This is a genomic window from Aequorivita lipolytica (assembly GCF_007997135.1).
Taxonomy (GTDB): Bacteria; Bacteroidota; Bacteroidia; order Flavobacteriales; family Flavobacteriaceae; genus Aequorivita; species Aequorivita lipolytica.
The window spans coordinates 1-22,346 of the sequence record NZ_VORU01000020.1; the positions used below are offsets into that span (position 1 = coordinate 1).

The 22,346-nt window shown below is 36.3% G+C and carries 26 protein-coding genes and 1 tRNA gene; 12 read left to right on the plus strand and 15 right to left on the minus strand.

Annotated elements, in window-relative coordinates:
* Positions 1-139: 139 nt before the first annotated feature.
* The 4 genes from ESV24_RS14510 to ESV24_RS14525 all read left to right on the plus strand — a co-directional run bounded on the left by ESV24_RS14510 (position 140) and on the right by ESV24_RS14525 (position 1,891).
* Positions 140-574 (plus strand): hypothetical protein, encoded by a 435-nt coding sequence (locus tag ESV24_RS14510; protein WP_111817074.1) that lies wholly within the window; start codon positions 140-142, stop codon positions 572-574.
* Complete coding sequence (locus ESV24_RS14515; RefSeq protein WP_111817075.1) at positions 571-981, plus strand: hypothetical protein; 411 nt, start codon at positions 571-573, stop codon at positions 979-981. Before ESV24_RS14510 ends, ESV24_RS14515 begins: the two co-directional genes overlap by 4 nt.
* A 200-nt stretch (positions 982-1,181) precedes the next feature.
* The gene (locus tag ESV24_RS14520; RefSeq protein ID WP_111817076.1) at positions 1,182-1,661 is read left to right on the plus strand and encodes a hypothetical protein; all 480 of its coding nucleotides are present in this window, start codon (positions 1,182-1,184) and stop codon (positions 1,659-1,661) included.
* Complete coding sequence (locus ESV24_RS14525; protein WP_111817077.1) at positions 1,658-1,891, plus strand: hypothetical protein; 234 nt, start codon at positions 1,658-1,660, stop codon at positions 1,889-1,891. Before ESV24_RS14520 ends, ESV24_RS14525 begins: the two co-directional genes overlap by 4 nt.
* An 81-nt stretch (positions 1,892-1,972) precedes the next feature.
* Here ESV24_RS14525 and ESV24_RS14530 read toward each other — a convergent pair whose 3' ends face one another.
* From ESV24_RS14530 to ESV24_RS14555, 6 genes are all read right to left on the minus strand, one after another.
* Positions 1,973-2,959: a type II toxin-antitoxin system HipA family toxin gene (locus tag ESV24_RS14530; RefSeq protein WP_111817078.1), complete on the minus strand. Its 987-nt coding sequence runs from the start codon at positions 2,957-2,959 to the stop codon at positions 1,973-1,975.
* The gene (locus ESV24_RS14535; protein ID WP_111817079.1) at positions 2,959-3,285 is read right to left on the minus strand and encodes a HipA N-terminal domain-containing protein; all 327 of its coding nucleotides are present in this window, start codon (positions 3,283-3,285) and stop codon (positions 2,959-2,961) included. The genes ESV24_RS14530 and ESV24_RS14535 overlap by 1 nt, the downstream gene beginning before the upstream one ends.
* A 15-nt stretch (positions 3,286-3,300) precedes the next feature.
* Positions 3,301-3,510: a helix-turn-helix domain-containing protein gene (locus tag ESV24_RS14540; protein WP_111817080.1), complete on the minus strand. Its 210-nt coding sequence runs from the start codon at positions 3,508-3,510 to the stop codon at positions 3,301-3,303.
* Positions 3,511-3,883: 373 nt separating this feature from the next.
* Positions 3,884-4,156: a hypothetical protein gene (locus ESV24_RS14545; RefSeq protein WP_111817081.1), complete on the minus strand. Its 273-nt coding sequence runs from the start codon at positions 4,154-4,156 to the stop codon at positions 3,884-3,886.
* Between the two features lie 92 nt (positions 4,157-4,248).
* Positions 4,249-5,454: a tyrosine-type recombinase/integrase gene (locus tag ESV24_RS14550; RefSeq protein ID WP_111817082.1), complete on the minus strand. Its 1,206-nt coding sequence runs from the start codon at positions 5,452-5,454 to the stop codon at positions 4,249-4,251.
* A 105-nt stretch (positions 5,455-5,559) separates the two neighbouring features.
* Positions 5,560-5,632: transfer RNA gene (locus ESV24_RS14555), tRNA-Lys, on the minus strand.
* A 204-nt stretch (positions 5,633-5,836) separates the two neighbouring features.
* Here ESV24_RS14555 and ESV24_RS14560 point away from each other — a divergent pair.
* Positions 5,837-6,358, plus strand: a complete 522-nt coding sequence (locus tag ESV24_RS14560) for a shikimate kinase (RefSeq protein ID WP_111817083.1) — start codon at positions 5,837-5,839, stop codon at positions 6,356-6,358.
* Here the strand turns inward: ESV24_RS14560 and ESV24_RS14565 are convergent.
* Both ESV24_RS14565 and ESV24_RS14570 read right to left on the minus strand, forming a co-directional pair.
* Positions 6,350-6,853, minus strand: a complete 504-nt coding sequence (locus ESV24_RS14565; protein WP_111817084.1) for a phosphoribosyltransferase family protein — start codon at positions 6,851-6,853, stop codon at positions 6,350-6,352. The genes ESV24_RS14560 and ESV24_RS14565 overlap by 9 nt on opposite strands.
* Before the next feature lie 28 nt (positions 6,854-6,881).
* Entirely contained in the window at positions 6,882-7,268 is a 387-nt protein-coding gene (locus tag ESV24_RS14570) for an RNA-binding S4 domain-containing protein (protein WP_111817085.1), read from the minus strand.
* A 77-nt stretch (positions 7,269-7,345) separates the two neighbouring features.
* On the opposite strand from ESV24_RS14570, the gene ESV24_RS14575 reads away from it, so the two are divergent.
* Complete coding sequence (locus tag ESV24_RS14575) at positions 7,346-8,269, plus strand: FKBP-type peptidyl-prolyl cis-trans isomerase (protein ID WP_146743191.1); 924 nt, start codon at positions 7,346-7,348, stop codon at positions 8,267-8,269.
* A gap of 80 nt (positions 8,270-8,349) precedes the next feature.
* Here the strand turns inward: ESV24_RS14575 and ESV24_RS14580 are convergent, their stop codons facing one another.
* Entirely contained in the window at positions 8,350-9,303 is a 954-nt protein-coding gene (locus ESV24_RS14580) for a transketolase family protein (protein ID WP_111817097.1), read from the minus strand.
* A gap of 17 nt (positions 9,304-9,320) precedes the next feature.
* Positions 9,321-10,166 carry a transketolase gene (locus ESV24_RS14585; protein WP_111817087.1) on the minus strand — a complete coding sequence of 282 codons (846 nt, stop codon included), beginning with the start codon at positions 10,164-10,166 and terminating at the stop codon, positions 9,321-9,323.
* 233 nt (positions 10,167-10,399) lie between these two features.
* Here ESV24_RS14585 and tgt point away from each other — a divergent pair, with 233 nt between their 5' ends.
* From tgt to ESV24_RS14615, 6 genes are all read left to right on the plus strand, one after another.
* Positions 10,400-11,530 (plus strand): tRNA guanosine(34) transglycosylase Tgt, encoded by a 1,131-nt coding sequence (gene tgt, locus ESV24_RS14590; RefSeq protein ID WP_111817088.1) that lies wholly within the window; start codon positions 10,400-10,402, stop codon positions 11,528-11,530.
* 1 nt (position 11,531) lies between these two features.
* The gene (locus ESV24_RS14595) at positions 11,532-12,611 is read left to right on the plus strand and encodes an LptF/LptG family permease (RefSeq protein ID WP_111817089.1); all 1,080 of its coding nucleotides are present in this window, start codon (positions 11,532-11,534) and stop codon (positions 12,609-12,611) included.
* Positions 12,598-13,500: a DMT family transporter gene (locus tag ESV24_RS14600; RefSeq protein ID WP_111817090.1), complete on the plus strand. Its 903-nt coding sequence runs from the start codon at positions 12,598-12,600 to the stop codon at positions 13,498-13,500. Before ESV24_RS14595 ends, ESV24_RS14600 begins: the two co-directional genes overlap by 14 nt.
* A 51-nt stretch (positions 13,501-13,551) precedes the next feature.
* A complete protein-coding gene (locus tag ESV24_RS14605) occupies positions 13,552-14,505 on the plus strand; it encodes an acetyl-CoA carboxylase carboxyltransferase subunit alpha (RefSeq protein ID WP_111817091.1) in 954 nt (317 codons plus the stop codon).
* Between the two features lie 168 nt (positions 14,506-14,673).
* Positions 14,674-16,227, plus strand: coding sequence for a replicative DNA helicase (gene dnaB / locus ESV24_RS14610; RefSeq protein WP_111817092.1), 1,554 nt, complete (start codon positions 14,674-14,676; stop codon positions 16,225-16,227).
* 78 nt (positions 16,228-16,305) lie between these two features.
* The gene (locus ESV24_RS14615) at positions 16,306-17,565 is read left to right on the plus strand and encodes an asparagine synthetase B (RefSeq protein ID WP_111817093.1); all 1,260 of its coding nucleotides are present in this window, start codon (positions 16,306-16,308) and stop codon (positions 17,563-17,565) included.
* Here ESV24_RS14615 and ESV24_RS14620 read toward each other — a convergent pair.
* The 5 genes from ESV24_RS14620 to thrS form a co-directional block, all read right to left on the minus strand.
* Positions 17,562-18,509, minus strand: coding sequence for an OmpA family protein (locus ESV24_RS14620; RefSeq protein ID WP_111817094.1), 948 nt, complete (start codon positions 18,507-18,509; stop codon positions 17,562-17,564). The genes ESV24_RS14615 and ESV24_RS14620 overlap by 4 nt on opposite strands.
* A 111-nt stretch (positions 18,510-18,620) precedes the next feature.
* Positions 18,621-18,965: a 50S ribosomal protein L20 gene (gene rplT / locus ESV24_RS14625; protein ID WP_111817095.1), complete on the minus strand. Its 345-nt coding sequence runs from the start codon at positions 18,963-18,965 to the stop codon at positions 18,621-18,623.
* A gap of 98 nt (positions 18,966-19,063) precedes the next feature.
* The gene (gene rpmI, locus ESV24_RS14630; RefSeq protein WP_014781051.1) at positions 19,064-19,261 is read right to left on the minus strand and encodes a 50S ribosomal protein L35; all 198 of its coding nucleotides are present in this window, start codon (positions 19,259-19,261) and stop codon (positions 19,064-19,066) included.
* Between the two features lie 92 nt (positions 19,262-19,353).
* Entirely contained in the window at positions 19,354-19,869 is a 516-nt protein-coding gene (infC, locus tag ESV24_RS14635) for a translation initiation factor IF-3 (RefSeq protein ID WP_394364096.1), read from the minus strand.
* A 55-nt stretch (positions 19,870-19,924) separates the two neighbouring features.
* Complete coding sequence (gene thrS, locus ESV24_RS14640) at positions 19,925-21,871, minus strand: threonine--tRNA ligase (RefSeq protein ID WP_111817096.1); 1,947 nt, start codon at positions 21,869-21,871, stop codon at positions 19,925-19,927.
* Between the last annotated feature and the right edge of the window lie 475 nt (positions 21,872-22,346).

Below are 22,346 nucleotides of genomic sequence, written 5' to 3' on the forward strand. Positions count from 1 at the left end.
AGACGTATTTTTAGGCTACTTTAATGAAAATAAAATAAGAGAAAAACAAGTATCAATTAGACTAAGTCAAAATCTAGTGTAAAGCATGTGACTTTAACTTTGTAAACTATGTGCCTTAACGAACATTTAAAAAAATAAAATGCGATATATAACATTAATATTTGCTCTTGCATTATTTAGTTCTTGCAATGATAAAATTGATTATCAAAAAGAAATTATAGGAATTTGGGAAACTGATTCAATTTTAAATTATGAAAACGGAATTGAAAATATAATAAGGATTTCGGAAAGAAATAATATGTATGTTGGCTCTCGTGAAAATCCCAAGTCATTTAATTACACAAAACACAATGAATTATTTTTAATAGATAAGGCCAACAACAATAATCAAAATACTACTTATAAAATTGTTGGCGATAGTATCTTCCACGAAAAAGCTTACTTCAATTCTAAAATTATAAAAATTGATTATAAAAATTTAATTTTTACAAATGAATTAGTTACCATTTGGCTTGATGGCGAATCTGACCATCCAAAACAAGTAATGACTTATTATTTATCAAAGAAGAAATGACAAAATTATCTTCAACGGTTGATATAAAGAAATTAACCGAACTCATCAAAAATCAACAACGGATAGAAATAGCTGATTTCGTATACGAAAGATTTAATGAAAGATATTTATATCCAATTAACCAACTTAATCCTAAATCTAAACATGGATTTAGCATAATGGCTATTTCTTGCATAATGATTGAATCGTTCCAATCTTTTAAGTCAGGATATGATACTACAGATGGAATAAGTAGAAAAACATTTTCAAAATTCTTATCGTCTGAACCTGAATATATTGATTTTAAAGGTTTTGAAAATGATTTTTATTTCAATGTCCGTTGCGGAATTCTTCACCAATCAGAAACTACAAATGGTTGGAAAATAATTCGAGAAGGAAAAATTTTTGACAAAAAAACAAAAAAATAAATGCTACTAAATTTATTAAAGCATTAGAAATTAGCTTACAAAAATATACTTCCAAATTAAAAAATGAAGATTGGGCTTCTGAAACTTGGAATAAATTAATAATAAAATTAAATTATATCATTATAAATTGTAATCAGAATTTGAATAATGAAACGTTGCACAACGTTTCAAAAGAAGTATCCACATAATTAAAGTTTAATATGAGAAGTAAATTCTTTTTTGCAAAAACTTGTTTTGGAATGTGGATTTTTATAGCATTAGTCGTCGGATGTAAGAATAAAACCGAATCGAATATTTCCAGCTCGAAAGGAGATTTTAATGGACTTTACACAGTTGATTATGAAAATTCTGACATAGAGTATGTTTGGATTTTTGCGGATGATATGCACTATGTTCTTTATCTAGGTTCCACCTCGAATTATTTAAACGCAAACAAATCTATAAACTACGAATCCCCAACTCATTATTACGTAATCGGAAAAAAATTCTATTCTTGTGGAATTGATAATAATATGAATGCAACGCCTTTAATAGAATGTAAAAATCGGAAATCCGAACCGAGATATAACATAGTCAGCATTGATACGATTGGAGATACTTATTTTAAAGAAAAGTATCAAGTGATTCAATTGGAAGATTATTATAGTAAAGACCCAATAAAACTAAAAAAGAGATTATGAAACATGAACAAAAAGAAAAGATGGAAAATGAAATGACCACTCTCTTAAAAAGTAAACATTCGGACATAAGAACACACGTTGATACCTTGGACAAAAAAGGAACAATAAATATTTCTTTTTTTTGGGACAGAATAAGTAATGAACAATGGAACGGAATGAAAAGTTTCAGATGTCATATAAACGATTATCCGAATATAATAGAAACGGAAATTTTACCATATTTCGGATAAAGAAAGTAAAAAAAATGGGGGGATACAAGCTAATTATTTTTAAAATAGATTCGCGTTAATTTCCAAAGCTAAAGAATGACCTCAAGGTCGAAGTAGTTTTTTTAAGCGTGTTTGATAGGTCTGGGTATAATTCTTTTTCGATTTTTCATTGAGGAAGGAAGCTTCAATTAGTGATAAAACCTCATCTTGTTTAGAGGTTAGTTCGTTGAAAATATTTTCTATTTGTCTCTTATGTATTTCAGCTTGCTCACCCAAAACGAAAAACTGTACTGCAGTTTTGCCTTGCGCTAATCGTGGTGGCAATAAACCATCTGTTAAAGCGAAATCATTGTCGTCAATATGTAACCTACTATTCAGTAAATCATAAGCAGGACTTAACTTGAAATCGCCATAAGGCGTTTCAATTAAAGAGAAATTTTTAAAATGTGCATCTCCATTAGAGAATAAAAAATTAAATAACACCAGCTTAAATAGCTTTATGGATTCTATAGTATAAGCAGGTGTGAAAGTTTTGAGTAGATGAAATACATCCAGATAATTGCCCAGGTATTTAAAATCTTCTCCGTGGGTTTGTGGGGTTCTACTCGCTAAAGTGGCAAAATCTTCTTGTGCGAGCTTACTTCCATTTTCGGTTACATCAAACCGTTTGGTTATGTATGCTGGTTCCCCATTTTTAAAAAAGATAAGTGCATTTTCTGCGGTTTCAATATTGAAAACCTGACGTGCAATTTGCATCGTTAAATGCTCATTTGCTGGCATCTGATTTGCATTTTTACCAACATTAGGTATTGGTTTTAATATGTATTGTCCTTGTTCCCCTTCTTGTATAAGCCGAAGTTTGTTTTTTTCTAATAAGACTGAAAACTTTACTTGTACGCCAGAAATTGAAATTCTTTTTCTGTTTTCTGTAAATAATGCATCTGTTAGGTCGTTGCTTGCCGGCGACTCATAGGGTAAAATGGCACTTACCTTTCTTCCATTAAAAACTCGATTTATAGCAGTATTACTATAATCTGAATACCCTTGTTTAAGTGTACCCGGACAATATGTTATTTTAGGTAACCCCATTAATTTTCTATTTTCTTAATTTGAACCGCTCCGATAGTATCATACTTTGCAGTTGTTATTAGAATACCAAAATGATCGTTGGTATCTATGCGATTCTCAAAACAAACAATTTGTTTATTGGAACCTTCCGGAAGCATATTATAAAAAAAAGGAAACAGATGTTTTGCTTTAAATTCCTGCTGTGTTTTAGGTAGGGTCAAGCTTATGGAGGGTTTAGTAACGTCATTAAACCAAAGCTCGTTATATTTAAATTCAAAGCTGCCATCGTCTAGTTGAGTTAATAGGCCGGCCAGTTCTTTTTTATATATAACTTCTGCTTTTCTCAATCTGTAGTAATTATTTTATAGTAATTCTTTAATTTTAAATGTGAGCTCCAAACCTAATGCATCAGCTAATTTATTTAATGTTTCTAAGGTTGGATTACCTTTACCACTTTCAAATTGTTTGAGGGTTCGCAAACCAACTCCAGAAAGTTCAGCCAACATTTCTTGTGTGACCTGAAGCATTTCTCTTCGATTTTTCACGATCTCTATAAGTGTTTTGGAGTGCATTATAATGCTCTTTTTATGTAAAGGTAGAAAATATTATTGATACAATTACAATATAGTGCCTTTTAACGCACTATTCGGGCGATTTTACTAAGTGCTGAGGCAGAGAAGAACATTAAGTGCTTTATATTGCACTATTGTAATTATAATCTGAATGCTCTTCTTTAATCGAGTTTGAGATTTTTCCTATTAGGCTCCAATTTCAAAAGCTGGTTTAGTATTGAATCAACTATCTTATAAAATTCTTGACTTTGCTGGGGAATGTGTAACGATCACTTACTTATGGGCGATATGTTTTTCATTAGTCGATTAGCAAACAATGAATGAAACGAAAGCTTCAAAAAAGGATTGGATTTTGCTCCTGCAAATTGATGGTTTATGATATTCTATACTTGGCGCGTTTAGCTCTTGCCTCAGCTAATAAACGCAGTGATTTGTTCTCAACTGGCTTTTTAGATTTTCCTTGATTCGATATTTCCTTTTTTAATACGTCTACCCTATCTTTTATTAGATCTGCAAATGTGTGGAGTTCGTCCAATTTAGCATGTATATCCATTATAATGTATTTTAAATTAATATTGCTTATTGTAGTTAAGGCAATATTGAAGTGTCGCTGTAGCCGTTTTTCTCTATTAAAATCTGGAATCAATTAAATTTTACGTGTAAACCACACAATACGAAGGGCTTAACGATATATTATTCTTTTTATTTTCCTCATATAGCTTCAAGTTGCAGCTTTTCTTAGCCGAAAAGAGTACTTCCTATATCCAATCCCTTCAATTTCTCACGTGCTCTCTTTTCTGAATTGACACGGTAAATCGCCGTTGTTTTTGAATTGGTATGGGATGCTATCTCCATAGCTACAGCCTCTGGTAGAGAATCAAGAAAACTATGTTTCAGGGAATAGAAGTCAGCGGTTACCTTAATAACCTTTCCATTTTCATCGACAATGGACTCTGACTTTTTAACCAACCTCGACCAGCGCTTTGTGATTTGGGATGAGTTGATTGGGGCCTTTCCCGCTTTAAGCCACTTGGAAAACAAATAATCATTTGGTTTTGCGCCTAATAATACCTCCTTCCAGAGAGGGATTACCTCTTTGAAAATGACCTTGGTAGCTTCTTTTGGATTGCTACCCTTCAATATGGTAACTTTGTACTCTTGAGATTTTATATCGACATCCTTTGCCTGAATACGAAAAAGCTCAGTTGACCTAGCTCCTGAAAATAAAAATATATTTGCATACCTCCAAAATTCATAATGATTTTTCTGTAGATGGTCCATTATAACTTTATGATGTTCGAGTGATAGTATTTCTCTTTGTTTTTCAACTATGGTACGCTTGCGTATATCACGTACAATATTATAATCGCAACATTCATATTCTATAAGTTCATTAAAAATGCTTGAAAGAAAAGAACGGAATTTATTGAAATATTGGTCTGGCAATTCACTAGATTCTAGCAACTGTTTCAGCTGTCGTCTTTTCAATTGCTCTATGGTAACATTTTTTAAACCTAGTTTAACCACTTTCTTTTCGAGACGGTTTACACACCAACCCATTTCCTTTCGGTGCTTTTCCGTGCATTTTATTTTGGTAATGACGATTCGAAAAGCTGTAATGAAGTATAAATAGGGGTGAAGCTCTTCATCTTGGTGATCATCTTGTACGAATCTTTTCTCGATGGGATTGTACCCAATCTTGTTATTTTCAATTTCGTCCTCGATGAGACCCTTGGTCACAATCCTCCTATCTTTTAAATCTTTCAGGCTGTTCATCCCTTTAATAGCAACCAATTTTCGTTTCCCGTTATTTGCAGGATAAAAATAATATTGAATTTGCCAATCTTTGTTTAAAAGAGTTGAACCTCCTGTTTTCCAATTTTTAGGAGTTACGGATGGGGTGCCCATATAGCACCCATTGGGAAGAATAATTTTTTTTGCCATTATATTAGCTATTATATTAACGTTAGTTAAATAGTATAGGTAATAATGGAAATGCAATGAGCCCAAAATTCACTGTTAGCGTGACTTTGGGCTCATAATTTATTGTGACCTGGCTGGGGCTCGAACCCAGGACCACCTCCTTAAAAGGGAGGTGCTCTACCAACTGAGCTACCAGGTCTTCCTTATTGCGGGTGCAAATATACTATCATTAAATTAATTTTTCAAAACGAAAATCAATTAAATTTGAGAAAAATTTAAAACCGCTGAAAAACAGGGGTTCGTAATTAGTTTTTTATTACTGAATCCCTTCTTTTAACGAAAATTCTGTAAAATCAAACGTTCAATTGGTGCTTGAAAAAGCAAATTTACTTAAATTTCAAAAATGAAAATAGTTTTAGTTGGGTATATGGGCAGTGGAAAATCTTCCGTTGGTAAAAAACTTTCCAAAGTTTTGAAGCTCCCCTTTAAAGATCTGGATTCCGAAATTGAAAAAATAGAAGAGATTTCGATTTCAAAAATTTTCTCTGAAAAAGGAGAAATCTATTTTAGAAAAGTAGAAAATAGGGTTTTAAAAAAGCTTCTTTCAGAATCAAAGCATTTTATTTTGGCAACTGGCGGCGGTACGCCCTGTTACGGAGATTCTATGGAATTTATAACTGCACACAAAGATGTAGTGTCAATTTATTTAAAAACCTCTTTGGAAGTTTTGGTAACAAGGTTGAAATCAGAAAAGAACCAAAGACCTTTGCTGGCGCATTTAAATAATGAAGAAGAAATTGAAGACTTTATAAGAAAGCATCTTTTTGAAAGAGCGTTTTACTACAATCAAGCGAATGTTGTAGTTGAAAATAGTTCAGAAGATATAGCTGAAACCGTGGAAAAAGTAATCCTCAAATTACTCTAAAACAGCTCTATCATTCCCTTTTTCGAAAATAACAGACACGTTCTCATTCAATGAAGTAGAAAGAGAAATGCCTTTAAAATCTGCTTTTATAGGATATTTTTTGTGGTTTCTATCTACGAGAACAGCGGTTTTGAATTGCTTTAACGGAACTTCCAGAAAATGTTTCACTCCGTAAATTAATGTAGTTCCAGAATGTAAAACGTCATCTACCAGCAACAGCGATTTGTTTTGATATTCCTCTTTTTTCAAGGAAGTTTCTACTGGGTTTGTGGGATTTTTTTTATCAATTATAACTTCACAGAGCAATACTTTTATTGGAGAGATTTTTTCTAATTCGGCTTTTATTTTCTTTGCTAGCAAATTGCCGTTTTTTACAATTCCGGCAATAACAACTTCTTTTTCATCTACGTTTGTTTCATAGACTTGGTATGCAATTCGTTTTATTTTGTGAGCTATCTGCTTCTTATCCAGAATAACGGTGCTTATTTCTTGCATCTGCTAATGTTTTTTTCAAATATAGTTATTACACGTCGTTTTTGTCTTCGGCAGTATCAGTAAAGTCATCCAAATCTCTTCGGTCTTTTTTTGTTGGGCGGCCAACCCCTTTTTTTCTGTAATATGTTTTTGCATATTGCAGCATTTCGTTTGTTTCAAACGCTTCTTTCGGGGTTGTATCCTTTCGGTAAATGTCTACCAACTTAGCGCCAACTCTGCTATCTGGAATGTTCAACACTTCAATTTGATAATTAACTTGGTTTTTCCGTAGTGATATAACATCCCCCGGGTACACATCCCGCGCGGGTTTAACAATGTCACCATTAACACGCACCGCTCCTTTTTTACAAGCTTGCGTAGCCATGTTTCTGGTTTTTAAATATCTTACCGCCCATAAATATTTGTCAATCCTCATAATTTTTATGCCCAAAACAACGTTAATAGAGTGTGCAAAAATAGCGGAAAATTGTATCTTGCGCCCACAAAAATTTGATGATGACAAAAATTAAATACGGAGTTGCCTTATTAATCGCAGTTCTTTCAGTTACTGTTTCGTGTAAAAAAGATGATGATGCGCCAACACCGCCTACACCACCTAGAGACCGCGGGGTGGAGGCCATAAGAGCACAAGATTCAATAGAGAAATTTTTGCGCACACACTCTTATAATTACGAGGAATTTGACTCGAATCCTGAAAACTTTGAGCTGAAGTTTAGTAAAATTGACGTTAACAACGACACCATAATACCTTTAATTGATCAAGTTGTTTCAAAACAAGTTAGAGATGTGGTTGATAAAGATGTTGTATATAAATTGTATTATCTAAAAGTACGTGATGGGGAGGGCGATAAACCATACTTTCCTGATTACACTATCAATACCTATGATGGTAGATTGATGAATCTAGATTTGTTTGATAGTTCTGTAATACCTGTAAGGTTTAATCTTGTTGACACTCAAACTGCACCCGGAATAATAAGAGGACTGCAACAAGCGATCATTGAATTTGGAGGAGCTTCTAATATTATTACAAATCCAGATGGAACACTAACGTTTGAAGGCTTTGGAATTGGTGCCGTATTTATACCTTCTGGTTTGGCATACTATCAATTTCCTCCAGCAAGTGGAGGACTAAACGCTTATGATCAATTAATTTTTTCTTTTGAATTGTTCGATTCGGAAATCGCTGATCACGACCAAGATGGTATTCCATCTTATATGGAAGATTTAAATAGCAATGGCTATTTGCTAGATGATAATACAGATGGCGATAGTACACCGAATTATATTGATGATGATGATGATAACGATGGTCGTCTTACCAAATTTGAGATAGAGGTGGACGGCAATGGAAATATAACATTTCCAGATGTGGATGGTGATGGCGTTCCGGATTATTTAGATGCCGACAGTTAATAATTGAAAATTAACCATATTAAAAAGCCCGATTCTGTTTAGAATCGGGCTTTTTAGTTTTGCTGAAATAACAATTTAATTTATTTGCGGGCAATAACCTTTTTTACGGAGTTTACGATAGCGGAAGCATTCAAGCCGTATTTGTCCATCAATTGCTCTGGAGTACCTGATTCTCCAAAAGTATCATTTGTAGCAACAAATTCCTGAGGCGCGGGATGCTGTGTAGAAAGTACACGAGCTACACTTTCGCCCAAACCTCCCAGAAAGTTATGTTCTTCCGCAGTTACTACGCAACCTGTCTTCTTAACGCTTTTAAGAATTGCTTCATCATCCAAAGGTTTTATAGTGTGGATGTTTATAACGTCTGCGGTAATTCCGTGTTCGTTTAAAGTTTCCGCAGCTTGTAACGCTTCCCAAACCAAATGGCCTGTTGCAATAATTGTAACATCGGTACCCTCCTGCAATTGAACCGCTTTTCCTATTTGAAAATTTTGGTCGGCAGGGGTGAAGTTTGCAACTTTCGGTCTTCCAAAGCGAAGATAAACAGGGCCTTCGTAATCTGCAATGGCGATAGTTGCGGCTTTGGTTTGATTGTAATCGCATGTATTAATTACAGTCATTCCAGGAAGCATTTTCATCAACCCAAGATCTTCCAATATTTGGTGCGTTGCTCCATCTTCGCCTAAAGTAATACCAGCGTGCGAAGCGCATATTTTTACGTTTTTGCCACTGTAAGCAACGCTCTGGCGAATTTGGTCATAAACCCTTCCCGTGGAGAAATTTGCAAAAGTTCCGGTGAATGGAATCTTTCCGCCAATGGTCATTCCCGCAGCAATACCAATCATATTTGCTTCGGCTATTCCTATTTGAAAGAAACGCTCTGGATGGTTTTCCTTAAATTCGTCCATCTTTAATGAACCCGTAAGATCTGCGCAAAGAGCAACTACATTTTTGTTTTTCTTTCCAAGTTCTGTCAGTCCGTCGCCAAAACCTGAACGTGTATCTTTTTTGCCTGTATCTATGTATTTTTTCATCTGAAATTTTTTCAATTTTAATAATCCCCTAAGGTCGCTGGGTTTTGCGAAAGTGCGTCTGCCAACTGTTCATCATTTGGAGCTTTTCCGTGCCAATCGTGGGTGTGCATCATAAAGTCAACGCCATTGCCCATTACAGTATGCAATAGAACACAAACAGGCTTTCCATTGCCAGTTTTTTCTTTGGCCTTTTTCATACCAGTTAGTATAGCTTTCAGATCGTTTCCTTTTTCAATATCCATCACATCCCAGCCGAAAGCTTCAAATTTCGCTTTCAAATTTCCTAAGGGAAGTACGTTTTTTGTAGAACCGTCAATTTGTTGCCCGTTTAAATCTACGGTAACAATTAGGTTGTCCACATTATTTCCTGCGGCATACATAATAGCTTCCCAATTTTGACCTTCCTGCAATTCGCCATCGCCGCAAAGCGTATAAACTATATGTTTGTCTTTATTCAGCTTTTTTGTGAGTGCAGCTCCAATGGAAACTGAAATACCTTGGCCCAAAGAACCTGAAGCAATACGAATGCCCGGCAAACCTTCGTGCGTAGTAGGGTGGCCCTGTAAGCGTGAATTTAAAAGACGGAACGTATTCAATTCTTCCACAGGGAAATATCCGGCCCGAGCCAAAACACTATAGAAAACTGGAGAAATATGTCCGTTTGAAAGGAAGAAAAGATCTTCGCCAATTCCATCCATTTTGAAGTTTTCATCGCGTTCCATCAATTCATTGTAGAGTGCAACAAAAAATTCGGTACAGCCAAGTGAACCTCCGGGATGCCCCGAATTTACTTTGTGTACTTGCCGTAAAATATCTCGTCGGACTTGAATTACCAAATCCTCAAGCGCTTTGTAATCTGCCATAATGTGTTTTAATTTTCAGTTCCAAAAGTAAGGTATTCAGCAAGCCGCTCAAAGTTGAAACGTATGCTTTTATTAACGATTTGAGAGTTTTGTTAACATGCTATTCAATAATGAATTCAGAATTCACAATTCAGAATAAAGATGGTTTCAGAAACAAGAGGCAATATTCATAATTCATAATTCATAATTCTGAATTAATAAAATTATCTTTGCCCCCTCGATAAAATTGCTGAATGCACTTTAAATTAGAAGCCACAGATTTACAAAGCAGCGCCCGCGCCGCAACTATAACTACAGATCACGGAGTTATAGAAACTCCAATTTTTATGCCCGTCGGCACCCTTGGCACCGTAAAAGGGGTGCATCAGCGTGAGCTTAAGGAAGATATAAATCCAGATGTTATTCTTAGCAATACCTATCATTTATATTTAAGACCGCAAACCCCAGTTCTTGAAAAAGCTGGCGGAATCCATAAATTTATAAATTGGGACCGCAATATTTTGACTGATAGTGGTGGTTACCAAGTGTATTCGCTTTCGGCAAACAGAAAGATTAAAGAGGAAGGCGTAAAATTTAAAAGCCACATAGACGGCAGTTACCACGTTTTCACGCCGGAAAATGTAATGGAAATCCAGCGCACCATCGGCGCAGATATTATTATGGCTTTTGATGAATGTACGCCATATCCGTGCGAGTATAACTATGCGAAACGTTCTATGCACATGACGCATCGTTGGCTGGATCGCTGCATAAAACATTTGGAAAAAACGCCTTTGAAGTATGATTATGGGCAAACCTTTTTTCCAATTGTTCAAGGAAGTACGTATAAAGATTTAAGAAAACAATCTGCAGAATATATTGCTTCGGTGGGAGCTGAGGGTAATGCTATAGGCGGTCTTTCGGTAGGTGAACCAGCCGACGAAATGTATGAAATGACAGCCGTTGTTACCGAAATACTTCCGAAAGAAAAACCGAGATATTTGATGGGTGTGGGAACGCCGGCAAATATTTTGGAAAACATAGCACTTGGTGTAGATATGTTTGATTGCGTAATGCCCACCCGAAATGGTAGGAACGGAATGATTTTTACTTCCGAAGGTACTATTAATATAAAAAATAAGAAGTGGGAAGCAGATCTTTCAGCAATAGATCCTATGGGAATTACTTGGGTAGATACAGAATATAGCAAAGCCTATCTTCGCCATTTGTTTACCGTAAACGAAATGTTAGGAAGGCAAATTGCGACAATCCATAATTTGGGATTCTATTTATGGTTGGTTCGCGAAGCCAGAAAACATATATTAGCGGGTGATTTTGCGGCTTGGAAAAACGGCATGGTCAAAAAACTGGATCAAAGATTATAAGATGTTCAGCATACTGGATAGGTATATACTTAAAAAATATTTGGGCACTTTTTCGCTCTTGCTCTTGCTGTTTATACCTATCGGAATTACGGTCCACCTCGCCGAAAAGATTGACAAAATTCTACAAAACGAGGTGCCATTAGTAGAGGTTCTAATTTATCTTTATAATTTCACCATATATTTCGCTAACCTACTTTTTCCGTTGTTTCTTTTCCTTTCGGTAATTTGGTTTACTTCAAAATTGGCAAATAATACTGAGATTATCGCTTTTTTGAGTAGCGGCGTTTCTTATTATCGTTTTCTTAGACCGTATATTGTTGGAGCTACTATTGTTTGTATTGCTGCCCTTGTTTTCAGTATGTATCTAGCGCCAAAAGCGAGTAAGGGTTTTAATGAATTTGCTTATGAATATTTAAAGAAAGGTAAGCAGGATAGGGAGCAAAGCAACGTTTTCACACAGATAAACGATAATGATTACATTTATGTAAGCTATTTCAACATAACAGATAAAATAGGGAGCAATTTTACCTTAGAGCATTTTGAAGGCAATAAGATGGTCTATAAAATTTCTGCAGCGCAAATTAAATACAACGAAAAGGACAGCACCTATTCCCTATTTCAATATAACAAAAGAAAGATAGGCGAGAACGAAGATATTTTGGAAAGCAAACCCAAACTAGATACCGTTTTCAACTTTGATTTGGAAGACTTAACACCAGTAAACTACATTGCAGAAACACTTGACTTTACGGAGCTGAATGATTTTATAGAAAAGGAAAAAGCACGAGGCTCATCCTATATAAATCGCTATGAAGTTGTAAGATACAAACGGTGGAGTTTGCCAGTTTCAGCATACATTTTAACTATTATCGCAGTGGCGGTTTCGTCGGTAAAAAGACGCGGGGGAATGGGCATAAATCTCGCTATCGGAATCGCAATAGGAATGGTTTTTATTTTCTTTGATAAAATCTTCGGGACCATGGCAGAGCAAAGTGATTTTTCGCCTTTTATTGCCACTTGGTTTCCCAACATTGTTTTTGGAATATTAGCAATCTATTTTTTGAGAAATGCGAAACGATAAGCTTCTAAATTATTTGCACCTTCATTTTATAGTTTTCATCTGGGGGTTCACCGCCGTCCTGGGCGCGTTGATTTCTTTAGAAGCCATCCCGCTGGTTTGGTACAGAATGTTTCTGGCAACGGGCATTGTTTTTATCTTTTTGAAACTAAGAAAAGAAAAACTTAAATTTTCATTGAGAACCTTAGGCGGTTTTGCCTTGGCTGGAATCATTATAGCTGTGCACTGGCTCACTTTCTTTGGCGCAATAAAGGCTTCGAACGTTTCGGTAACACTTGCCGTGCTTTCTACTGGAGCGTTTTTCGCATCACTATTAGAACCCTTACTTTACGGAAGAAAAATAATATTGTATGAGGTACTTTTCGGACTTATCGTGGTTGTTGGTCTTTACATAATATTCGATGTAGAAGCTTCCTATACACTAGGGATAATTTTGGCACTTATTTCAGCATTCTTAAGTGCACTTTTCTCGGTAATAAATGGAAAATTTGTTTTGAAACATAAAGCCTCGGCAATTTCATTTTACGAATTGATGTTCGGCGTTTTGGGGATAAGCATCTATTTGGCTTTCGCGGGAAAATTCACCACAGAATTTTTTACCGTATCCGCCCACGATTGGATATATCTCATAATTTTGGCATCTGCCTGTACAGCGTATGCATTTATTGCATCAATACATGTAATGAAATGGATAAGCCCATACACAGTAATGCTTACCATAAATATGGAACCGGTTTATGGTATCATTTTAGCGCTCATCGTTTTAGGCGATTCTGAAAATATGAGCCCGCAGTTTTATTATGGTGCAGCTGTTATATTACTTACGGTAATTGCCAACGGTATCATCAAAATTACACAGGAAAGAAAACGAAGAAGATTGACCAACACCTAAAACAAAATTTTATCTTTGTACACCAACCTTTATAAAACGAAGGAAAAAATTATGGAATATCTTGATTTTGAACTCCCTATAAAAGAATTGCAGGAGCAATTTGAAAAAGCATGTCTCATTGGCGAAGAAAGCGATGTAGATGTTACCAATACTTGCAAGCAGATTGAAAAGAAACTAAACGACACTAAAAAAAAAATATACCAAAACCTTACACCTTGGCAGCGTGTGCAACTTTCCCGCCATCCGGATCGTCCTTATACTATGGATTATATAAAGGCCATTTGTGGTGATTCCTTTTTGGAGCTTCATGGTGATCGAAATTTTAAAGATGATAAAGCAATGGTTGGCGGCCTTGGGAAAATAGGCGACCAAAGCTATATGTTTGTAGGCCAACAAAAAGGTTTTAATACGAAAACGCGCCAATTCAGAAACTTCGGAATGGCAAATCCAGAGGGTTACAGAAAAGCCTTGCGATTAATGAAATCTGCAGAAAAATTTGGTGTACCAGTAGTTTGTTTTGTGGATACTCCAGGCGCCTTTCCAGGCTTAGAAGCTGAAGAAAGAGGACAGGGTGAAGCCATTGCACGAAATATTCTTGAAATGACCCGTCTAAAAGTGCCGATTATTGTTGTAATAATAGGCGAAGGAGCTAGCGGTGGCGCATTGGGAATAGGCGTAGGCGATAAAGTGCTGATGCTTGAGAATACTTGGTATTCTGTAATTTCTCCCGAAAGTTGCTCTTCTATATTATGGAGGAGTTGGGAATTTAAGGAACAAGCTGCGGAAGCATTGAAACTTACCGCAACCGATATGAAAAAACTAAAGCTTATTGACGAAATAGTAAAGGAACCTGTAGGCGGTGCCCATAGCAATCGCGAGAAAACCTTTAGTACCGTTGCGAGCGTAATTGAAAAGTCGTACAAAGCATTAAAAATGTTATCCCCAACCGATTTAGTTAAAAATAGGATGGATAAATATTTAGAAATGGGAGAGTTCAAAAGTTAAAACGTTCTATAGCTTATCATACCGTAAATCCGAAGCGAGAGCCTCGGATTTTTTTACGGGTTATCAACAATATTTTGGAGTTTTCAACAGTTCAATTGTTAATGAACAGTTAATATCGAACATCAAAAAATCAATACTTCCTCTTAACAATTTCTTTACATTCGCTTCATGGAAAAAATCAAACCTCAAACCAGTTTCTCAACCCGCACCTCGCAGGTTATATCGCTTGAAAAAGGTAAAATACCGCCGCAAGCTATTGATTTAGAGGAAGTTGTGCTTGGCGCTTTGATGATTGATAAAAAGGGAGTGGATGAAGTAATAGATATCCTACACGCTGAGGTTTTCTATAAACAAGCACATCAACATATCTTTGAAGCCATTCACGATCTCTTTGAGGACAGCCAACCTGTGGACTTATTAACCGTTTCAACACAACTTAAGAAGCAAGGAAAAATCGATTTGGTTGGAGGTGAGTTTTATTTGATTCAATTGACCCAAAAAGTATCTTCTTCGGCGCATATTGAATTTCATGCACGTATCATTCTTCAGAAATATATTCAACGAAGCCTTATTAAAATTTCAAACGAAATAATTGAAGATTCCTATAATGAAGGCACTGACGTTTTCGATCTTTTAGATTCCGCAGAAGCAAAATTATATGAAGTAACGCAAGGAAACATAAAGCGTTCCTCAGAAACTGCACAAAATCTTGTAATTCAAGCAAAGAAAAGAATTGAGGAAATAGCAAACAAAGAAGGTCTTTCAGGGATTCCCTCCGGTTTTAGTAAAGTTGATAAACTTACTTCCGGGTGGCAACCCAGTGATTTAATAATCATTGCAGCCCGTCCCGGTATGGGTAAAACGGCATTGACGCTTTCCATGGCGCGAAATATTGCCGTGGAGCACAACATTCCCGTAGCATTTTTCTCGTTGGAAATGTCCTCGGTACAGCTTATTACGCGTTTAATATCTTCGGAAACACAGTTGAGTTCAGAAAAATTAAGAACCGGAAATCTTGAAAAACATGAATGGGAACAGCTAAATGTGAAAGTGAAAGGCCTTGAAAAAGCACCACTTTTTATAGATGATTCCCCTTCACTGTCTATTTTTGATTTACGCGCTAAGGCACGAAGGCTTTCCTCTCAACACGGCATTAAACTTATAATAGTAGATTATTTGCAGTTAATGACCGCTGGTGGAAGTCAAAAAGGAGGGAACCGTGAACAGGAAATTTCTAGCATTTCACGAAACTTGAAAGCTCTGGCAAAAGAATTGAACATTCCGGTAATTGCACTTTCCCAACTTTCGCGAGCCGTGGAAACACGTGGTGGAAGCAAACGCCCATTGCTTTCAGATCTTCGTGAATCTGGAGCGATTGAGCAGGATGCTGATATTGTTTCTTTTATCTATCGTCCCGAATACTATAAAATTGACGAATGGGATGACGAAGAGCATAGCCCTACTGCGGGGCAAGCGGAATTTATAGTTGCCAAGCACCGTAACGGAGGTTTGGATGAAATACGGTTGAAATTCATCGGCCATCTAGGTAAGTTTGAAAGTCTTGATACTTTTGATACACCGACGGAAATCCATTCCCGAATGAACGATGCTGCTAATGATGATACTTTTAAAACTAAAAACTTGCCATCACCAAACGAAGCTTTCGGAAGTTCTATGAATGATGATTTTTCAGCTGATGATGATAATGATGTGCCGTTTTAATTGAAATATAATCTTTGTTTACAATTATATTTTTTCATATCTAAAACATGGCTTAAAAATTGTCGTTATATTCGCACGATGGCACGTTTTATTCTAATCATATTTCTACTACTTTTTTCTATAAAAGCTTCGGCTTCATACATTCTTATTCCAATGGATGTGGACAGTCAAAAGGAGCATTTAAAAGCTTACGGAATTACGTATTGGGTTTTGGAAAAACAGCAAAAAGTAAAATGGTTGCTCAATTATCGGGGCGGTTCTTTTTTAATGCCAGATTCTCCAGAAATACAAAAGGAATGCCAGATTCGCGGGGTTTCTTTTGAAGTGATTTCCGATAGCAAAACCGAACAAATCCTAACTGAAATAAGCAGTCCATCCGTAAACATGGATGCCGTAGTTTTAGAAAAAGCACCAAAAATCGCAGTGTATTCACCCAAAGGAAACCTTCCGTGGGATGATGCAGTTACAATGGTTTTAACCTATGCTGAAATTCCCTACACAACTATATATGATGAAGAGGTTTTAAGCGACCAGCTAATTCTTTACGACTGGCTGCATTTACATCACGAGGATTTTACAGGACAATACGGAAAATTCTACCGAGCCTATCGTTCTGCACCTTGGTATATTGAAGAAAAAAATAAAGCCGAAGCGCTTGCTACCAAACTGGGTTACAACAAAGTTTCCGAAGCAAAACTGGAAGTGGCAAAAAAAATTCGAGATTATGTAATTGGTGGCGGTTTTATGTTCGCAATGTGCAGCGCCACAGATAGTTTTGATATTGCACTTTCGGCTGAAGGTGTTGATATCTGCGAACCAATGTTTGATGGAGACCCAAGTGAACCTGGCTATCAAAGCAAAATCGACTATAGCAAAACCTTCGCTTTTAAGGATTATATTTTGGAAAGAAGCCCGATGGTTTATGAGTTTTCAAGTATAGACATGACTGAAAAGCGTAGGATTGCCAAAGAATCAGATTATTTCACATTAATGGATTATTCAGCAAAGTGGGATCCCATTCCGACAATGCTTTGCCAAAATCACACTTCTTTAGTAAAAGGTTTTATGGGACAGACAACTTCTTTTGATGCCGATGAAATAAAAAGTAATGTCTTGGTGATGGGTGAAAACAAAAGTAATGGCGAAGCACGTTATATTCACGGAATAAAAGGAAAAGGGTTCTTTACTTTCTATGGCGGCCACGACCCAGAAGACTATCAGCATAGAGTAGGGGATGCTAAAACAGAGTTGGCGCTACACCCAAATTCTCCGGGTTACAGGCTTATTTTAAATAACGTTTTATTCCCAGCTGCTAAGAAGAAGAAACAGAAAACTTAATTTTTATTTAAGCTTTCATAATAGTCTTTAGGAGGCAAAACTGTGATTTCCACTCTTCTGTTTTGTTGTTTGTTTTCTTCGGAATCATTTGGAAAACGAGGTTTTCTTTCGCCGTACGGTTTTATTTCAAATTCATATAATGAGTTTTCTCCCAAAATTTCAACCAATCTATTTTTAACTGAAATGCATCTGTTTTCCGAGAGTATCATATTAGAAGATTCGTCGCCGTCACTATCGGTGTGTCCTTGAATTAAAATTGTTGCTTTATCTACTTTCTCGATTGACGTTTTAAGAGAATCTAGGCTTTGTTTAGAGGTTTCTTTTAAATCGAATTTGGCCACATCGAACAAAACATCTGCATCTATTGTAAGTTTTATCACACTATTTATAGCACCGATGGCATCAATATCAGCTCCAGCACTTTTACTTTTACAAAGGTCTTTTAAATCGGTAATTCGAAGAAAATAGAAAACGGTTTCATCATCAATTCCTTCTTTGCTTAAATCTATGGATGACTTTCCTCCAGCAATTTTCCCGGCATAAACCCAATCAACACCGTTTTGCGAAATTTCTACTTTTGCTGGTTCTTGCGATGGCCCAACTTCAAAAAGATAAAGATCATCACCCGGCAAGTTCATAAAACCATTGTCTGTAAATTCTACGGTTAGACTTCCGCCGCAACCCAAGGAAATAAAATTTGGGGTTTGGTAATTCTTGTAGTTTGGTTCGTGAAGACATTGCACGCTGTCCCTGTATTTTTGAATGGGTGCGGGTGAACCAACTTTGTATTCAATAAGATTATCGGCAAATGACATTTTTCCCAACGGAAGATAGATTGATTCGTATCTATCAATTCTGTAAAGTTTTCCGGTTCCTTTTTGGGCGAAAACATTACCTTCCGACATAAAAAGAATTGCAAAAAGAAGAAATACGGAACGAAGCATTCATCTATTTTTAACGAAGATACTGAAACTTCTTTAGTTGAAATTTTCACAAAAAAAACCGCCTCATTGCTGAAGCGGTTTTTAGGCGAAATAATATAGTTTATAAATGTCTTATTTTACTTTGTTTATAACTGCGGCAAAAGCCTCTGGGTGGTTCATCGCCAAATCTGCCAAAACCTTACGGTTAAGTTCGATTCCGCTGCTTTTTAAACTTCCCATAAATTGTGAATAAGACATTCCATGCTGTCTTGCACCCGCGTTAATACGGGTAATCCATAAGGATCTGAAATTTCTCTTTTTTGCACGACGGTCACGGTATGAATAAAGCATCGCTTTGTCCACAGCGTTTTTTGCAACTGTCCATACGTTTTTACGTCTTCCAAAGTAACCTTTGGCTTGTTTAAGAACCTTTTTTCTGCGGGCTCTTTTCGCAACTGAATTTACTGATCTTGGCATAATTTTAATTGTTTTGTAGCAGGCGATTCTTTAATTCTGAATTCTTTGATTGCACTACTCCAGGGTTTAAATGAATTGTTTTAACCGGTTAAACAAGATTACTTCAATCGAAGCATTTGTTTTACATTGCTCTCGTCTGCTTGGTGTACCAAACCGTCGTGAGTTAATTTAAGTTTACGTTTTTTGCTTTTCTTTGTTAAGATGTGGCTTTTAAACGCATGCTTTCTTTTGATTTTACCGGTACCTGTAAGCTTAAAACGCTTTTTGGCACTGGATTTTGTTTTTTGTTTCGGCATGTTTCCTACTTTTTATTTATTACTTCGCTTTATTTTGAACCTCGCATTTAATATAAATTTGAAGTATTCTTTTTAATTTGAATCAATACTGATTACTTTTTCTTAGGTGCAATGAACATAATCATTCGCTTACCTTCTAATTTTGGCATTTGCTCCACTTTTCCGAATTCCTCAAGATCTCGGGCAAGACGCAAAAGCAAAATTTCACCCTGGTCTTTGTAAATGATGGAACGCCCTTTAAAGAAAACATACGCTTTCAATTTTGAACCTTCCTGCAAAAACTTTTCGCCGTGTTTCTTTTTAAAATCGTAGTCGTGATCGTCTGTATTTGGCCCAAACCTAATTTCCTTAATGGTAACTTTGCTTGCTTTTGCCTTTAAGACTTTCTCACGTTTTTTCTGCTCGTAAACAAACTTCTTATAGTCTATTACTTTGCAGACAGGTGGTTTGGCATTTGGTGAAATCTCAACAAGATCAAGTTCTTGTTCTTCTGCAATTTCGCGAGCACGCTTTAAAGGATAAACTCCTATTTCAACGTTATCACCTACAAGGCGTACTTCTTCTTCACGAATCTTTCCATTGATTCTGTGTTGATCTTCCTTAATCACCCTTGCAGGGCCTCTACTTCTTTTTCTTCGTATTGCTATGGCTAAAAATTTTTAGTTAAACATTAAATTCTTTTAATTCTTCTTTTACTGCTTTTTGAATCAATTCTGAAAAGGCATTTGGCGTCATTGTGCCTAAATCGCCTTCACCGTGTTTACGTACAGAAACCGTTCCATCTTTTTCTTCCTGCTCCCCAACAATCAACATATATGGGATTTTGTTCATTTCAGCCTCCCTAATTTTCTTGCCAATTGTCTCGCTTCTATTGTCAGCAAGGGCGCGAATTTCGTCATTTTCAAGCAAATCTAAAACTTTTTGGGAGTATTTTTCATATTTTTCACTTAAAGACAAAATACTAACCTGTTCAGGCATCAACCAAAGCGGAAAGTTTCCGCCTGTGTGTTCCAATAGTATTGCTACAAAACGCTCCATGCTTCCAAAGGGTGCACGGTGAATCATCACAGGGCGATGCATTTCATTATCACTTCCTTTATACTCTAATTCAAAGCGTTCAGGAAGGTTGTAGTCTACTTGAATTGTGCCCAATTGCCAGCTTCTTCCCAAGGCATCTTTTACCATAAAATCTAGCTTTGGGCCGTAAAATGCAGCTTCACCATATTCAATTTTATAGTCGAGTCCTTTTGATTCCGCAGCATTGATAATTGCTTTTTCGGCTTTCTCCCAGTTTTCAATACTTCCTATGTATTTTTCGGGCTTCTCAGGATCGCGCAATGAAACTTGAGTATAAAAGTTTTCAAAACCTAAAGACCCGAAAACATAAAGTACCAAATCAATTACTTTTTTGAATTCTTCATCTAATTGGTCTGGAGTACAGAAAATATGTGCGTCATCTTGCGTAAATCCGCGAACGCGAGTCAATCCGTGAAGTTCGCCACTTTGCTCGTAACGATAAACGGTTCCGAATTCTGCAAAACGCTTTGGTAAATCTTTGTAAGACCAAGGTTTGCTATTGTAAATTTCACAGTGGTGAGGACAGTTCATAGGCTTCAATAGAAACTCTTCGCCTTCGTTTGGTGTTTTTATAGACTGAAAACTGTCGGCTCCATATTTTGCGTAATGGCCGGAAGTGACATAAAGTTCCTTTTGTCCAATGTGCGGCGTGATAACCATCTCATAACCTGCTTTTTTCTGGGCTTTTTTTAGAAAGTTTTCAAGCCGTTCGCGTAAAGCAGCTCCTTTGGGCAGCCAAAGAGGTAAACCTTGTCCAACTTTTTGTGAAAAGGTGAAAAGCTCAAGTTCCTTCCCAAGTTTTCTGTGGTCGCGTTGTTTCGCCTGTTCAAGAAGTTCAAGGTATTCGGTTAAATCTTTTTGCTTCGGAAAACTGATTCCGTATATACGGGTAAGTTGCTTGTTCTTTTCGTCACCGCGCCAGTAGGCCCCGGCAATGCTCATTAATTTAATAGCTTTTACAGTTCCGGTATTAGGAATATGGCCACCGCGGCAAAGATCTGTAAATGTATCATGATCGCAGAAAGTAATTGTTCCGTCTTCCAAATTCTCAATCAGTTCAACTTTATATTCGTTTCCTTGTTTTTTGTAATAATCCAAAGCATCTGTCTTTGAAGATTCACGGATGGAAAACTCAAACTTTCCACGAGCAATTTCCAGCATTTTATCTTCAATCTCTTTAAGATCTTTTTCTGAAATGGTTTTTTCACCAAAATCGACATCGTAATAAAATCCATTTTCAATAGCGGGACCAATTGTCAACTTGATTCCTGGGTAGAGTTGTTCCAAGGCCTGTGCAAGAATGTGCGCAGAAGAATGCCAAAAGGCTTTCTTTCCTTCTTCGTTATTCCATGTATATAGTATAAGACTACCGTCTTTCATTAAAGGTGTGCTCGTTTCTACGGTAAGCTCATTAAAGGATGCCGAAATTACATTTCGCGCAAATCCTTCGCTAATACTTTTTGCTACATCCATTGGAGTAACACCTGCATCAAAATGCTTTACACTTCCGTCTGGTAGGGTAATGGCTATCATATACTGAAAAATTTTAGGGTGCAAAGATACTATTAGTTTCGGCGGTTTGCAATATTGACTTATGGTATTCTTATACCTTCTTATAGTAATCTAATGAAGAAGTATTTTTGAAGCTTAATAGCAATAAAGACTAGGATGTCTATTATCATTTCGCAGTGGTTTCAACAATCCTTTCTAAAATAGGATATATAATAAGGTATAAGACGTCCTAAATTTATTTTTTAAGCTAAGTTATAGCTTTTCAAACGCTTAGTTAATACTTTAAAAAATATTTAAAAAAAACGCATAAATAAGTTTGTGGGAATAGAAAAGGGTTTTATATTTGCACCCGCTTAGAGCAGCAGTATGGTTGTTCTGGGAATTGAAAAAGGAAGCTCTTAAATTTTTTTTGAATTATTTTCCAAAAAGTATTGTGGGAACAAAAAAGAGTTTTATATTTGCACCCGCTTAGAGAGATAGGCACGGTCTTAGAAAT